This is a genomic window from Pseudoroseicyclus sp. H15 (genome assembly GCF_054353345.1).
In genome coordinates, this window is the sequence record NZ_JBTHJE010000002.1 from 1 (window position 1) to 14952 (window position 14952).

Consider the following 14952-nt stretch of genomic DNA (forward strand, 5'->3'; position numbering starts at 1 on the left):
GGATGTTGATGAAACTGCCTGACAGGTCGAAAGCGAGAAACGTCGAGCCCGTACTGGCAACAGCCATGACATTGCAGGAGCAGTCATTCGTGCGTCAGAACTGAAAGGCGGCTCTGTCCCCATAGCGGACCCTGGACTTCTGGAAATGCTGCGCGACGCATGAACGACGGCTTCGGCGAAGCTGCGCCGCGGCGTGCTCGCTCAGTCCCAAGGTCCGCAATGGGCCGAGAGCGGCTGCGGTCGCGGCCTGCCAAGCGTCCGACACGTTGCGTAGCCGTATGACCGCTTCGAGCTCTCTCTGCTAGTTCGTCAGGTTGCGGCACACGCCAGATCCCTGCCTAGGAATAGCCGTGCCCAAAGCGGAATTCTTCATCTGAGGTATTAATCTGAGCTGACCTCATGAGCTGCAAAAGGGTGCGAATAGACGGCCGTTCGTGGCATCGAGGTGTTGTCCAGTTAGTTTACCTCATACGAATGGGTTCAGATCTGCTTACGGAGATTTTCACTTAGCCAAGGGCGCTCTAGTTCGGTAAGCGGAGACTATGGCTTACGATTACGAACAGCTCTATCAAACGACGCCGCATGCCCTTGGGAGGCCAACACAAGTATTTGTGGACTTCTTTGCTGCCCGAGCAGACCGAAGACTGCGTATCTTGGACGTCGGGTGCGGACAGGGCCGCGACGCCTTGTTCATTGGCCGGGCCGGGCACAGCGTTCTGGGCATCGACCTGTCACCAAGCGGCATTCGTGCCCTGAATAAGGTTGCCAAAGAGGAAAATCTTGATGCCTGGGGCGTCGTTGCTGATATCACAGACTACGAACCAGACGGGCTGTTCGACGTCGTGCTGATAGACAGGACGCTCCACATGCTCGATGGTCCAGATCGTATAAAAGCGCTGTGCACTCTACTTGATCACGTTGACAACCGTGGCTGGTGCTTAATCGCCGACGAACGTGCCAATATCGCGGGCTTTAAGGACGTTGTGGCTTCCCGCCGCGAGGAGTGGGGCATCGTGTCAGAGCAGAATGGATATCTGTTCCTCCGCAGGTCTTAGACATCGAAAGATAAGGCGGCAGATGATCGCTTTGTCAGCACTGCCGACCTTGAATCCTTGGAAATGCTGCGGTGAAGCCCCAACGCCCCGCTTTGCTGGAGCCGCGCCGCTGCGCTCACTAGGACAGCGAATGTCCGTTCAGGGCCGCGCGCCCATGCTGCAACGGAGAAACCTTCTGCGGCTAGCGTGGTCAATTCGGGCTCGACGCGGTCGTGCGGCGATGCAGCTGGCCGAGCGACTAGTAGGCAACAGCGGCCGGCGCTCTCGGCCCATACCGAACATTTGAGGTGCCCCCCGAAAATCGAACACTGTCGGAAGCTACGATCTAAAGTCACCTTGATCTTTGAGAAGGAGACGAATGAGATGGCGAGGAGGAAGCGGCGGGGAGCACCTCAGTCTGATCCCGAGCCGCCGTGCTTCTCGAAAAGTATATCATGAACAACGGGAATGACTTGCGAGCACTGAAGCTGACGAACGGATGAGACCAGTTGTTCGTCGTCCTTGCAGAGCCTCTCGGTCACGGGGCAGCCGCCTCCGCACGCACTGTAATAGTCGCACCGCAAGCATTCCTCGTTGAGGTCGAGTCCAACGGTTTCAACGTTTTTCATAGCCCTGCTCTTGGACACTCGATCATCGCTGACGGAGCCGATATAGCTGTCTTCTGCCCCGACGAACCAAGGACAATTATATATCGAGCCATCGCTCGTGACAGTGAATATCGCGGCATGCTTGTAGTGGCACCCGACAGTGCCGCAGGATCGGTAGTCACCGATCCGCCGAATGACACTCTGCCTAAGGTCTTCGTAGAAGTGGCCTCCACGCTCCTTGGACAAACGAACGGCTTCGTTCATCTGCGCAGCCGTCGGAAGGATGTCGGTCGGAAACTTTAGATAATCCGAATCCACCGGCCTCACGATACCGAAGGATGACCTTTCGGCACCCAGTTCGGAATGTGTCTTCGTCAGGTCATCCAGATCACTGATGTTGTGACTGGTGATGACGCCCTTGCATCTGAACGAAACCCCGTTTTCGGTCAGGACGCTGCAGTTCCTTTTCGTCATTTCGAACGAGCTTGTCCCTATCGTCTTGTGTGGCCTGAGCGTATCATGCACCTCGCGATCGCCATCGACCTCGACAATAATATCGACATCATGACGCCTCGCATCTTCGATAAAGCCGGGCGGAATGAAAGTCAGATTGGTTTGAATCGAGAAGGCAGTGGTGCCGGCGAACCCGCATTCCGCAGCGATTTCATGATGCCGCGCCAGGATCTCATGCGCGGTCTGCCAGTTCAGCAGTGGCTCGCCACCAAGAAGATTGATCGATACGTGTCCATTCTTCTGCACATATCTGTAGAATAACCGCAGAGCATTCAGGCCATGCTCCACGCTCAGTTTGAGCTTGTTTCTCAGTTGGTAGGAATCCGTGCCGTTATAACAGTAGACGCATCCCAGATTGCAGAATTGCGTAAGAAGGAGATGAAGAGAAATGCTCCTGTCGACTCCGACAAACTTGTCGAAGACCTGCGAAATCCTGCACGCCTTCTCGTCGACCTGGGGAGTGATGAATTTGAGTTCCACCAGAAATTTGAAGAACTCGGGATTCTGAAGGTCGTCTTCTCGCACTTCCTGCCCGCTCCGGCTTCGGAGCAATTCCATGAAATCGTTGCTCGGATCATTGGCTGGAAGGCACATGCTCCTGTAGCCGGACGTCTCGAAGTATATGGTCGAGTCGCCGCGTGAGATCCTGCCGAGCGGGGCGATGAACATTTCAGTCACTGGATCGAGCAGCTGCCACCGCCGCAAGGACGCCCGCCACATCCCATACCGCCACCGCCTTGGTATGAGCCGGAGCCGGCGTTGCTGGAGGCACTCTCGATCGCGATTGCATTTCCAATGGCGACGAGTTCCTCCCCCAAGGGAGTGAAGTTTCCGTTGGCGTCACACCCGCTCGTCGCCAGCAGGCTGGTGGAACTCGCCAGTGCCATCGCCAGATTTGTCGATACGATCTTTAATTTCTTGTTTCGCATGGGCAAGGCTCCTTGTTGCAAGTTTTGAAGATGGCCCGCCACCCGGCTGGCCCCAGGCCACCATGAAATGGCATATCGGCCCCCGCGGCTAGCTCGGATAGCAGGTATATTCGAACCAGGTGACCCCGAAACTTCGCCAATAGTCGCCAGGTCGGGGAGTGAGGTTGAAGGTTCTGTTGTTCGAGACGATCACGGGATTATTGTAGAAATGTCCATTGATCGAAGTGCTTTCTCCCCAGGCGCGATTCCCGGTCGCCAGCGTGCCATCGTATGCGTAATAGACGCGGCAGGAATATCGCTGGCCCGAGTAGTTGGTAAACCTGACGCAGACGATGTTGCCGCATGCAAACGCTTGTGCAGTGACGTCTGCCATGACGATGCTCGGCATTCCCACCATCGATGTCGCCGACAGGAAGATCACCCAGATCCACCTTCCAAAATTCTGCGTCATGTCACCCCTCGACTGGAATGGGTCCACTTCTGGTTCATTCCATACTCTGCTTTCGATCCCGAACGATCTGATCAGGCGCGCACACTCATGTGGTGGCTCGCTATCTTTCGTCCCCGCATGATCATGCGGACGAGTTCAATCTTTCGGGGGGTGAAGGATGTTGCATCACCCTGCAGGGTGACGTTCCTGCAAATCGTTGTGCCTGGTGATCTCATCAGTCATAGTCGGAACGTATCGGCAAGCTGGTGGCGACGGCCAACCGGACAAGATCGGCTTGTCCATGGCAGCGGAGCTTCTGCGAAATGATGCGCATCTGGGTTTTTAGAGTATTCTGACTCACATTCCTGATCTCGCAGATCTCCGTCGGATCGTTACCAGCAATCCAGAGCCTTGCGACATCGATCTCTGCCCGGGTCAATCCGCCCAAGTCCCGAAGTCCGTCGACGGAGATCCGGTGACTGCGCTCGGGATCGATGACTGTCACGAACGAGCAGCGAAGGTTCGTCTGCAACTCGCCGGCCTGATCGACGAGCGGTTGCACGGACACAAGGTAGCTGCGTCTTGCCGAAGGCCGTTCCACCACGATGCGGGATGCATCCGGTGTGGAAACCGTAAGGTCATCCACTTGCTCGAAAGCTGCCGTCAGAGCTGCGCTGTCTTCTGCCTTCCGGGCCCGCAGACGGCCACTTCGATCAAGTGCGAGGCCGTCGTGTTGATCAAGGATATCCTGCGCTTCTAGATTTTGTTCGAGCAACCGGCCGCGGTCGTCGACGAGGAAAACTGCGAGGCCAAGCGCATCGAGCGCGGTCAGTGCTGCAGCATAACGCGCCCTTAATGTCGTGAAGACGCGCCCCAATTCGATGACGCCGGCCATGAGAGGTAGAAGGACACCGATCCGCTCATCGTGGAGCAGAGTCCGACCTTCCGTCTCGGACCTAGTTTGACAATAGAAACCGTCGAGCCATGGGCCGTTACGATTCAGGGTTGCAGCATACCTCATCCGATATCCCAGCGATTGCGTGAGATCCCGAATAGATGACGACGGCAGGTCCCTTGCATTTTCAACACCAAACATCGTCGGCTCATCGTAGAATCTCAATGGCGGAGAATCGAATAGATACTGATAGGCCCTGTCGTCATCCTGGTCGAGACCGTTTTCCATCAGAAGCCTGTCGTGTTCATGAAGCTTCCGGCGATTGACTTCGCTCCAGAAAATGTCGCGGCTGACGACCTGAAACTCATGAACGGCGAACATGCAGGACGCCGTGATTTCGAGCGAGGTGTTTATGTTATCAAGCGTTTCGGACCAGCGCGATGGGCTTTGTGCACATTTCAGTATATCCGTAATAAGTCTATGCAACTCCATAGCCCGATGCCTTCCAGTGCTTCCCTAAAATTAAATCTCTCAAGGCCATAAAGAGAAATCCAGTTCATTTGCCCGCTGCTGTTTGCGGCGCTAACACTTGAGAATTTACGGCGTGGTGCGCGATCAGCTGGAGACGTATGCTCCGAGCACGATGCATCGTCACCCGAAACTCAACCCTCTTTCAATATTTTCAACGCCCTCTGAAGAAGCATGCGGGCTGCTGTCGGTTCAGTGGACACCACCATAAGATCGTGACCATAGGATTGGATACCTCAGTTGGAGAGACAAAAGTTCAGCCGTGAGTTCACGATCGAGGGCGTGAAGCTCGTGACGGAGCGCGGTGTCGCCGTCGTCTAGGCATGCCGGGATCTGGAGCTGTCCGAGAGCGTGTTGCGCCGATGTTTGCGTTAGGTGGGAGGCGCCCCTCCCGGAGCGTTCCCCGGCCACGGGCGAGTCAACCAAGAGCGGGCCGAGATCGCGGCCTTGCGCAAAGAGGTCGCCCATCTCAGGGCGGAGCGTGACATCCTAAGATGGCGACCGCGTTCTTCGCGCGGGATGCAACGTGAAGTTCACCGAGGTCGGAGAAATTATGCAACTTCCTCCTTGGTATTCGTTACCACCCGAACGACCGCTTCCCGCCCTTCTAGGTCGTTCGTGACTGCCGTGGCGAAGGTCCGCTCTCCGCGCTCCTCCCAAGCAACTTCCCAGATGCAACATGAACCGAGTGGCTGCACAGAACAGCTGCCTCTCTGCAAAAGCTGATGATCGCTGAGTAGACATGCTGAGCGGCGTCGCCAACCGCCGCTTTCTGATCCTTGGCACCGCGGCGCCAAGGATCAGACAAAGGTCGACGTAGGGCCCTTAGCCGGCACGCTGTCGTTCTATTTCGGGTAAATTGGGGCCGCCAACGCCTACCCCGGAACAGAACGGGTCCAGAACGTGAAAGTGCGAAACAATCTGCGAAACCGGGAGCTGAACTACCTTCCGTTGGCGCGCCAGATCGGAATTTTTTCTTTCCTTTTCAGATTGGTGCGGGTGAAGGGACTCGAACCCCCACGCCTTGCGGCGCCAGAACCTAAATCTGGTGCGTCTACCAGTTCCGCCACACCCGCACGATCCGGCGGGCGCGGCCCGACCGGGATCTCGGCGCTCCTTAGCAAAGCGCCCGGGGCGATGCGAGACAAAACGCGAGGGCGCCCCCAGCCCGCGATCCAAAAAATGCCACAATACTCTGCGAGAGATTAACCATAGCGAAGGAGCGCAATATGCGCGAAGGCGCCGAGCCGATTGAAGCTGCAGCTCGCGAGGAGCTCGCGGTGGGGTTTCCCGCCGGCGCGCTCGTGCTCACTCTCGACGGTGAGGAGCGCATCGAGCAGCTCATGCCCGGCTCACGCATCATCACGCTCGATTCCGGCATGGCCCGCCTGAACGGTCTCAAGGTGACCAAGGCGCTGCACCGCCCCGTCTGCATCCGCGCCGCCGCGCTCGGCCATTTCCGCCCCGAGGCGGATGTCACCTTCGGCGCCGGCACGCAGGTGCATCTGCGCGACTGGCGGGCCGAAGCGATCTACGGCACGTCGAGCGCCACGGTCGCAGCAGAGCTGCTGGTGGAGGACGCCTTCATCACGCGCGAGCCGCCGCAGAACATGACACTCTACAGCCTCAGCTTCGATCACCCGCATATCGTCTATATCGCCGGGCTGGAGATCCTGATGGAGGGGTGAGGCCCCTACCCTCAGCCTGAATGCCGCGCGAGCTGCCGCAGAACCTTCGGCACCTCCTCCGGCAGATCCTCCGCAATGAGCCCCGGCCCGAAGCTGCGGGCGCAGGCCGTGTGCAGCCATGCCGCCTCGGCCGCTGCCTCGAAGGGCGCCGCGCCGCGCGCCAGCAGGCCGGTGATGAACCCGGCCAGCACGTCCCCCGCTCCCGCCGTCGCCAGCCAGGGCACGGCGGCCTCGCCTGCCGCCGCGTTGATCGCCGCCCGACCGTCCGGTGCCGCGATCACGGTGTCCGGCCCCTTGAGCAGGACGACCGCGCCGATGCGCGCCGCTGCAGCCCGGGTGACCTCCAACTTAGAACGTCCCTCTTTCAGATCATCGCTGAGATCGGGGAAGAGCCGCGCGAATTCGCCGGCATGGGGTGTGAGGACCGTGCGGGGGCCGGCGTCATCCATGCGTGCCGGCTCCTGCGCCAGTGCCGTCAGCGCATCGGCATCGAGCACCAGCGACCGGCCGGCTGCGGCGAGGATGGGAAGCAACTCACCCGCCCGCTCGACCCCGCAGCCGGGGCCGAGACAGAGCGCGTTCAGCCGCTCGTCCTCCAGCAGCGCCGCCGCCGCTTCGGCCCCCGCCAGCGAGCGCAGCATGATCGCGTCGAGCGCGGCGGCATTCTCCTGCAGTGCGCCGGGCGTGGGTGCGAGGGTCACTGCCCCGGCCCCGATGCGCAGCGCCGCCCGGGCCGCCATACGTGCCGCCCCGCCACGCCCTGCACCGCCGGCGACGATCAGGGCGTGGCCGTGCTGATACTTGTGGCCCTGGGTCTTGGTCGCGAGCCCCCCCGGCCCCGTTAGCTCCACGGCGCCCTGCCCGGCCGCCGTCATCCATTGGCGGAGCCCGATTTCGGCGATGGCGAGGGGGCCGGTGAACTCGGCGCCGGGCGTCAGGACGTGGCCGAGCTTGGCGGCCTGGAAGCTGACCGTCAGATCGGCGGGCCGGTCGAGAAAGTCGCCCTCGCTCAGCACCTGGCCCGAGCTGGCGGACAGGCCGGAGAGGATATCCACCGCGACAAGCCGCGCCCCGGCCTCCTGCGCCAGACGGAGGGCGCCGGTCACCTCCCGAGCGACCGGGCGCGACAGCCCGGTGCCGAAGAGCGCGTCGATCGCGAGGTCAGCCCCTGCAATCTCCGCCGCTCCGAGATCCGCGAGCGCTCGAACCTCTCCGCCCCAAGCCGAACGCATGCGCTGAGCATCTTCCGACATCGGCTCTCCGGCGGCGAAGACAGCCACCTCCCAGCCGCGCTCGCGCAGCAGCCTTGCTACGACATAACCATCGCCGCCGTTGTTGCCGCGGCCAGCCAGCACCACCGCGCGCCCCGCCCCTGCGGCCAGGGCCGGCCAGCGCCGCTCCACTTCGGCCACCACTGCCGCGGCGGCCCGTTCCATCAGCTCGGCGCCGGTCACGCGGCCGCTCGCCATGGCCGCCTGTTCGACCTCGCGCATCCCTTCGGGGCTCAGAATTACTTGCGCTGGCCGGCTCTCTGGTTGATTTTCGAAGTGGCGCATTTTTAGTCACCTAGCTGACGGAATGTGCGAATGGGGCGGAAATTGCCGGGCGCGGCCCAGCCCCGTTTGGCTGAAGAAAGCTGCCGAATTGTGCAGCCCAACCAAGCATGGTCTGCCACGCAAGGCGAGGATCAGGGAGTCGTTCATGAAAAAGATCGAGGCGATCATCAAGCCGTTCAAACTCGACGAGGTGAAGGAGGCGCTGCAAGAAGTCGGCGTTTCGGGTCTCTCTGTTGTCGAGGTCAAGGGATTTGGCCGTCAGAAAGGGCATACCGAGCTCTATCGTGGCGCCGAATACGTGGTCGACTTCCTGCCCAAGGTGAAGGTCGAGATCGTGCTGCCCGACTCTCAGGTCGAGGCCGCGATCGAGGCCATCATCGGTGCCGCCAAGACCGACAAGATCGGCGACGGCAAGATATTCGTCTCTCCCGTCGAGGAAGCCATCCGCATCCGCACGGGCGAGACGGGCGAAGAGGCGCTGTAAGGTGCCCCGAACACAGTTGAGCGAGAGAACTATACAAGGGAAGGACCAGGAATGAGCAACGATCCCATTCTGAAGATGATCAAGGACGAGGAGGTCGAATACGTCGACATCCGCTTTACCGATCCGCGCGGCAAGCTGCAGCACGTCACGGTGATGAGCGACCAGGTCGACGATGACTTCCTGCAGGAAGGCTTCATGTTCGACGGCTCGTCCATCGCCGGCTGGAAGTCGATCGACCAGTCCGACATGAAGCTCATGCCCGATGGCAACAGCGCCTATATCGACCCCTTCTACGCCGAGAAGACGCTCTGCGTGCATTGCTCGGTCGTCGAGCCCGACACGATGGAGCTCTATGACCGCGACCCGCGCGGCACCGCCGAGAAGGCCGAAGCCTACCTCAAGGCCTCTGGCATCGGTGACGCGGCCTACATGGGGCCCGAAGCCGAGTTCTTCGTGTTCGACAACGTCCGCTACGCCGTGTCGATGAACAAGGTGAGCTACGAAGTCGACGCGATCGACGGCGCCTGGAACACCGACACCGACTTCCGCGACAGCACCGGCATCGGCAACATGGGCCATCGCCCCGGCATCAAGGGCGGGTACTTCCCCGTGAACCCGGTGGACGACGCTCAGGACATGCGCGCCGAGATGCTCTCGACCATGAAGCGCATGGGCATGAAGGTCGACAAGCACCACCACGAAGTGGCTTCCTGCCAGCACGAGCTCGGCCTGATCTTCGGCACGCTCACCAAGCAGGCCGACGAGATCCAGAAGTACAAATACGTCATCCACAACGTCGCCGCCGCCTACGGCAAGACGGCCACGTTCATGCCCAAGCCCATCGCGGGCGACAATGGCACCGGCATGCACGTCAACATGTCGATCTTCAAGGATGGCCAGCCGCTCTTCGCCGGCGACAAGTATGCCGACCTCTCCCAGGAAGCCCTGTGGTACATCGGCGGCATCCTGAAGCACGCGAAAGCGCTCAACGCCATCACGAACCCGGGCACCAACAGCTACAAGCGCCTGATCCCCGGTTTCGAAGCCCCCGTGCTGCGCGCCTACTCGGCCCGCAACCGCTCGGGCTGCGTGCGTATCCCGTGGGCGGAGTCGCCGAAAGCCAAGCGTGTGGAAGCCCGCTTCCCCGACCCCTCGGCGAACCCCTACCTGGCGTTCTCGGCGCTGCTGATGGCCGGCCTCGACGGCATCAAGAACAAGATCGACCCGGGCCCCTCCTCCGACAAGGATCTCTACGATCTGCCGCCGGAAGAGCTGGCCGCCATCCCGACGGTCTGCGGCTCGCTGCGCGAAGCCCTGACCGAGCTGGAAGCCGATCACGAGTTCCTGCTGGCGGGCGACGTGTTCACCCGTGACCAGCTTGAAGGCTACATGGATCTGAAGTGGGAAGAGGTTTACGCCTACGAGCATTGCCCCCACCCGATCGAGTACAAGATGTACTATTCCTGCTGATCCCTCGGGACTTACGCAGACAGCGGGGCGCCTTTCGGGGCGCCCCTTTTGCATGTCAGCACCCCTGTAGCGCGGCGCCTCTGCTGTGCTTCGGCGCCCGGATTTGGCGCCCGGAATCGCAAATCATGACGTTCTGCATTTTAAGAAAAACGTTAATCGGACTTCAGATTGTTGCCGAGGAAACGACCTAACCTATTGAAATACATCATTAACCGGTTTTAAGAAAATTGCCCACGCCTTAACTTTTCCTAAATCAGAGCCAATCCCAGCCGGAATCATCCGTCATCCATGATGTGAGAACAGGAACGGGATCACATCATGCTTTCCCAGCACCAATACCGCAGCAAGGTCGCCCAATTCCTTTATCACCGCCCCGATGCGGTGGCGTTCCACACGCTCTGCGAAGCTCTGCTGACTGTCCTTGAACGGCAGATGGGCTGCTCGGCCCGTGTCGAGATGGGCGCCCGCCGCGCCGTCTTCTTCCTGCCGGAGCTGACGGTGCATCTCGATTACGCGCCGGCCATCAACGGCCCCTGGCAATCGGCCCTGACACTCTGGATCGACAGCACCCCCGGCGAAGATGGCAGCACCGGCGCCGCCGCGCCGCATCTTGGCGCCATCCGCGGGCTGCTGATCAGCGCCGTCAACGCCGGCAACGCGCCGCACAAGCTGGTGCGCCACGAGATGGAAGGCCCGGCCTCTGACGAGGTGCTCCAGCAGCTGCAGGACGCGCTCAGCGCCTCCCCCTCCCCCAGTGCCCCCTCTTCGGCCCATGTGGTGCCGATGCGCCCCGCCGCGCCCGCAGCCACCCGGCGCGAGACCGGCGATGAGGCGGCCACGCCCGGCGCCCGTGTGGCCCTGGCGCCCGCCAACAAGGAGCCGACGCTCGACAATGCCAGCCGCCAGAAGGCGGAGGAACTGCGCGATGCTCTCTATGTGAACGGCGAGGCCGAAGAAGCGCCCTCGACGGTGCTGCGCCTCGCGGCGCATACAATCAACGCCTCGGTCATGGTCATCGCCCTGCCTGTCGGCGCCTCGCTGATGGTCTATTCCTGCCTGCGCGGCGAGGATCTGACCCTTTCGGCCCGCGCCATGGCGGTGACGGGCATGGCGGTGGGCCTCATGAAGATGGCCCCCGAATTCGGTGTCATGGGATTTTGACGTCCGGGTTGCGCGCCACGCTGGTGTGAATCGAGAACAGGATCGCCCCGCTTTCTGGCAGGCGCAGCAGGGTCTGCCGCTCGCTGCGCAGCCACGGATGCGGCCCCGGCGGGTGACGATCCTGCGCCGACATCGCCTCTGAACGCGGCCGGTGCAGCCGGTAATCGTCGCGGTGCAGCAGGTTGGCGCGCCACATCCGGTCGCCGACCCTCAGGTTCGCGAACATCCGCTCCACCCGCGTGTTGATGCGCTCGTCATAGGGCGGCACGGGCACGTGGATGCGCGCCATTGTGCGCCCCAGCTTCTCATGCAGCATCCAGCCCGAGGGGAAGCAGAGCGCGCCGGCAATCAGCACATGCGCGCCTTCGCGCTCCTCCAGCAGGCAGATGTCGGCCTGGGTGACGCGGGCGAGTCGCTCCAGCGCGCTGCCCTCCGCCGTCACGCCCGTCTCGGCTGAAACCAGCGCCACCGCCTCTTCCACCGCCGCCTCCGCCCCCGGCACCGCGCCGAGTACGGCCTGCGGCACGGTGGCCAGCAGCTCTTCCTTCAGCGCCATCTGCGCGGCGAAGGCGCTGTCGGTCACCAGCCACGGCCCCTCGACCCGGCGCAGGCGCGGCAGGGGCTCGGCGGCGACGGCGATCTGCTCGGGCGGGATCTCGTCGATAAGGATGGGGGCGCGCTGGTCCATGCAGGCTGGGTGCCATGGCTCTGGCCAAAGCGCATCAGAAAATGTCGCGATCCTGCGCGATTCCGGGGCCCTGTGGGCGGAGCCTTGGCGCGAGAGCCAGGGAGCGCCCGATGACCGAGCATTACGCAGACCGCCGCAAGATCGCCCCCGCCCGCATCCTGCCGGGCGATGCAGACTTTCTGCCCGACGGCAGCCCCAACCCGGGCGACCGGGTAGAAATCGGCCCCACGGCCCTCGCCTTCGCCGAATGGGCGATGGCCGGCCTGACCCCGCCCAACCTCGCCGCGATGCGCCGCTATCGCTGGGAGCGGCTGACGCAGCATGTCGCGGAGCGCGGGCTCGGCGCGCTGCTGATGTTCGACCCGCTCAACATCCGCTACGCGACAGACAGCACCAACATGCAGCTCTGGAACAGCCACAACCCGTTCCGCGCCTGCCTGCTCTGCGCAGACGGTCACATGGTGCTGTTCGACTACAAGCACGCGCCGTTCCTGTCAGGCTTCAACCCGCTGGTCGCCGAGGTGCGGGGCGGCGCCAGCTTCTTCTACGCGGTGACGGGCGACCGGGGTGAGCTGGCGGCCTCGGCCTTTGCCGGCCAGATCGAAGAGATCATGGCCGCCCATGTCGGCGCCAACCGCCGCATCGCCGTCGACAAGATCCAGATCGCCGGTCTTCGGGCGCTGGAGGCGGCGGGCTTTACCGTGCTGGAGGGCGAGGAGGTGACCGAGCGCGCCCGCGCCATCAAGGGCCCCGACGAGATCCTCGCGATGCGCTGCGCCATCCACGCCTGCGAGGCCGCCATGGCCGAGATGGAGGTGACGGCCCGCGCCGGCGTGCCGCTCGGCAGCATGAGCGAGGATGACATCTGGGCGGTGCTGCATGCCGAGAACATCCGGCGCGGCGGCGAATGGATCGAGACGCGCCTGCTCGCCTCCGGCCCCCGCACCAACCCCTGGTTTCAGGAATGCGGGCCGAGGGTCGTGCAGCCGAACGAGATCGTCGCCTTCGACACAGATCTCGTCGGCGCCTACGGCATCTGCACCGACATCTCGCGCACCTGGTGGATCGGCGATGCCCAGCCCCGCCCCGACATGCGCGAAGCCTTCGCGCTGGCCCGCGAGCATATGGACGATCACATCGCCCGCCTCCGCCCCGGCGTGACAATCGGCGAGCTGACCTTCGGCGGCCATCAGCTGGGGCCGGAGTACCAGCGGCAGAAATATTCCTGCAAGCTGCACGGGGTTGGGCTCTGCGACGAGTGGCCCTTCGTGCCCTACCCCGACGGGCATGTGGAGGGCGCCTTCGACGTGGCGCTGGAGCCCGGCATGGTGCTCTGCGCCGAAGCGCTGGTGAGCGCCGAGTGCGGCGACTTCTCGATCAAGCTGGAGGATCAGGTGCTGATCACCGAGACGGGGGCGGAGAACCTGACGCGCTATCCGTTCGACGCTGCGCTCTCTGCCTGAGCGCCGGAAACCATATGGTTTCCGTTCACGATTTCCATATGGAAATCGTGCCGCCCCGGGCTGAGGTTTCGGGCTGAGGGCCAGCCAACGATCGCGCTCGACACCCCGCCCGGAATCAAGCCGAAGGCGCAGTGCGAGCGCCTGTCCGTCCCGGCGGGCTGGCGCTCTGGTGAAGGCAGCCCTGAGCTCAGGGCTCGGAGGGGTGTTGCGGGCATAAGGCGCTAATCCTTGCGGAAGTGGCGCCACCCCACGGGCGGGCGCTCGCCCGGCTCCCGTTGCGCGGGGGCCCACAAAAAGAAAGGGCCGGCACACTGGCTGGCCCTTCCGAAACCTCAGGCGTTTCGCCCTACTTGCCGGTGAGCTTCCAGATTGCCGGCACCATCAGGGCGGCGAGGGCAAGCTTGGCGGCATCGCCGACGAGGAAGTTGACCATGCCGTATTGCATGACCCAGGCCATGCCGTTCTCTCCGGCGAAGAGATAGGCCATCCACGGCACGCCGACCGCGTAGATGATCGCGTTGCCCAGCAGCAGCGCGCCTACCATCCCGTGCACGGTGCGGCTGGCGCCGCGCCCGGCTAGCCCGCCAACGGCAACCGCCGCAAAGAGGAAGCCGACAAGATAGCCGCCGGTTGGGCCGGCGAAATAGCCAAGGCCCGCCGCCTCGGTGTTGAACACCGCCACGCCCGCAGCGCCGAGGCCGAGCCAGGCAAGAAGCGTCACGCCAGCCAGGCGCCAGCCGAAGACAGCGCCGACCATCAGCGCCCCGAAGGTCTGCATCGTCAGCGGCACGGGCCAGAAGGGCACGCGGATCTTCGACATCGCCACGAGGAAGACCACGCCAAGCGCCACCAGCGCTGCCTGTTTCGCCAGCCGGGCGGCACCCTCGGTGGGGCCGAAGCTCTCGGCCAGAACCTTGTTGTCGGAAATTGCGAGCGCCATCTGCGCCTCCCATCATGCTGCGTTGCCAAATGCATGCCATGCGCCCCGTCTCAACTCAAGCGGCGGCAGGGCGCCGGCTCAACCCTCGCGGATGTAGCGGCTCGTCATCAGGTAATCCTTGCGCGGCCCGGTCACCCGCCACTCGGCCACCCAGGCCGGGAACACGCTGAAATCGTAGCTCACCTCGTAGAAATCGGCGCCGCAGGGATGCGTGCCTTCGGCCGCGTCAAATCGGAAGGTGTGAAACGGCCGCCCGTCCTCGAACGCCACCTCCACCCCTCCCGACCGGAAGTGCCAGAGATAGCGCCGCTCGCCCTGAAGCGCCGTGCCGTCGCCGAGCACGAGCTGCCCCGTCTCGTGATAGGCCAGCTCTTCGCCCGCGCCCTCGAACCGTGCCGTGCCGCGAAACTGCGCATCCGGCCCGAGCGCGTCGGCGATCTCCCGCTCGATGGCCCAGGCGCCGCGAAAATCCTTTGCCGTCAGCTCCACGCGTCGTCCCTGCCGCTGCCTTGCCGCCTGCCCTGCCCTCTCCTATACGGGCGCCATCTCCCAGATCAAAGCTGAG

At 62.9% G+C, this 14952-nt stretch carries 14 protein-coding genes and 1 tRNA gene; 6 read left to right on the top strand and 9 right to left on the bottom strand.

All coding sequences use genetic code 11. The features are described 5' to 3' along the window. The first annotated feature begins 542 nt into the window (after positions 1–542). On the top strand, positions 543–1055 hold the full coding sequence (locus ACXN5S_RS03830; RefSeq protein WP_458604078.1) for a class I SAM-dependent methyltransferase: 513 nt from the start codon (positions 543–545) through the stop codon (positions 1053–1055). Positions 1056–1447: 392 nt separating this feature from the next. On the opposite strand, the gene ACXN5S_RS03835 is transcribed toward ACXN5S_RS03830, so the two are convergent. The 5 genes from ACXN5S_RS03835 to ACXN5S_RS03855 all read right to left on the bottom strand — a co-directional run bounded on the left by ACXN5S_RS03835 (position 1448) and on the right by ACXN5S_RS03855 (position 6013). Then, positions 1448–2824, bottom strand: a complete 1377-nt coding sequence (locus ACXN5S_RS03835; protein ID WP_458604079.1) for a radical SAM protein — start codon at positions 2822–2824, stop codon at positions 1448–1450. Between the two features lie 5 nt (positions 2825–2829). Next, complete coding sequence (locus tag ACXN5S_RS03840; protein ID WP_458604080.1) at positions 2830–3084, bottom strand: hypothetical protein; 255 nt, start codon at positions 3082–3084, stop codon at positions 2830–2832. Positions 3085–3172: 88 nt separating this feature from the next. Then, complete coding sequence (locus ACXN5S_RS03845) at positions 3173–3535, bottom strand: hypothetical protein (protein ID WP_458604081.1); 363 nt, start codon at positions 3533–3535, stop codon at positions 3173–3175. A 214-nt stretch (positions 3536–3749) separates the two neighbouring features. Continuing rightward, the gene (locus ACXN5S_RS03850; RefSeq protein WP_458604082.1) at positions 3750–4790 is read right to left on the bottom strand and encodes a helix-turn-helix transcriptional regulator; all 1041 of its coding nucleotides are present in this window, start codon (positions 4788–4790) and stop codon (positions 3750–3752) included. Between the two features lie 1138 nt (positions 4791–5928). Continuing rightward, positions 5929–6013 (bottom strand) — tRNA-Leu (locus tag ACXN5S_RS03855). Between the two features lie 153 nt (positions 6014–6166). Between ACXN5S_RS03855 and ACXN5S_RS03860 the strand changes: the two genes are divergently transcribed. Continuing rightward, entirely contained in the window at positions 6167–6625 is a 459-nt protein-coding gene (locus ACXN5S_RS03860) for a Hint domain-containing protein (protein WP_458604083.1), read from the top strand. An 11-nt stretch (positions 6626–6636) separates the two neighbouring features. Here the strand turns inward: ACXN5S_RS03860 and ACXN5S_RS03865 are convergent, their stop codons facing one another. Beyond that, on the bottom strand, positions 6637–8181 hold the full coding sequence (locus tag ACXN5S_RS03865) for an NAD(P)H-hydrate dehydratase (RefSeq protein ID WP_458604084.1): 1545 nt from the start codon (positions 8179–8181) through the stop codon (positions 6637–6639). A 145-nt stretch (positions 8182–8326) separates the two neighbouring features. Here ACXN5S_RS03865 and ACXN5S_RS03870 point away from each other — a divergent pair, with 145 nt between their 5' ends. From ACXN5S_RS03870 to ACXN5S_RS03880, 3 genes are all read left to right on the top strand, one after another. Next, entirely contained in the window at positions 8327–8665 is a 339-nt protein-coding gene (locus ACXN5S_RS03870) for a P-II family nitrogen regulator (protein ID WP_163892525.1), read from the top strand. 51 nt (positions 8666–8716) lie between these two features. Continuing rightward, the gene (glnA, locus tag ACXN5S_RS03875) at positions 8717–10135 is read left to right on the top strand and encodes a type I glutamate--ammonia ligase (protein ID WP_458604085.1); all 1419 of its coding nucleotides are present in this window, start codon (positions 8717–8719) and stop codon (positions 10133–10135) included. A 318-nt stretch (positions 10136–10453) separates the two neighbouring features. Then, positions 10454–11296, top strand: coding sequence for a hypothetical protein (locus ACXN5S_RS03880; protein WP_458604086.1), 843 nt, complete (start codon positions 10454–10456; stop codon positions 11294–11296). On the opposite strand, the gene ACXN5S_RS03885 is transcribed toward ACXN5S_RS03880, so the two are convergent. Further along, positions 11283–11984: a heme-dependent oxidative N-demethylase family protein gene (locus ACXN5S_RS03885; RefSeq protein ID WP_458604087.1), complete on the bottom strand. Its 702-nt coding sequence runs from the start codon at positions 11982–11984 to the stop codon at positions 11283–11285. The genes ACXN5S_RS03880 and ACXN5S_RS03885 overlap by 14 nt on opposite strands. Before the next feature lie 110 nt (positions 11985–12094). Here ACXN5S_RS03885 and dddP point away from each other — a divergent pair, with 110 nt between their 5' ends. After that, complete coding sequence (gene dddP, locus ACXN5S_RS03890) at positions 12095–13447, top strand: dimethylsulfonioproprionate lyase DddP (RefSeq protein WP_458604088.1); 1353 nt, start codon at positions 12095–12097, stop codon at positions 13445–13447. Positions 13448–13793: 346 nt separating this feature from the next. Here dddP and ACXN5S_RS03895 read toward each other — a convergent pair whose 3' ends face one another. Next, a complete protein-coding gene (locus tag ACXN5S_RS03895; RefSeq protein WP_458604089.1) occupies positions 13794–14387 on the bottom strand; it encodes a biotin transporter BioY in 594 nt (197 codons plus the stop codon). Between the two features lie 78 nt (positions 14388–14465). Further along, on the bottom strand, positions 14466–14876 hold the full coding sequence (locus ACXN5S_RS03900) for a DUF6314 family protein (protein WP_458604090.1): 411 nt from the start codon (positions 14874–14876) through the stop codon (positions 14466–14468). Positions 14877–14952: the final 76 nt, after the last annotated feature.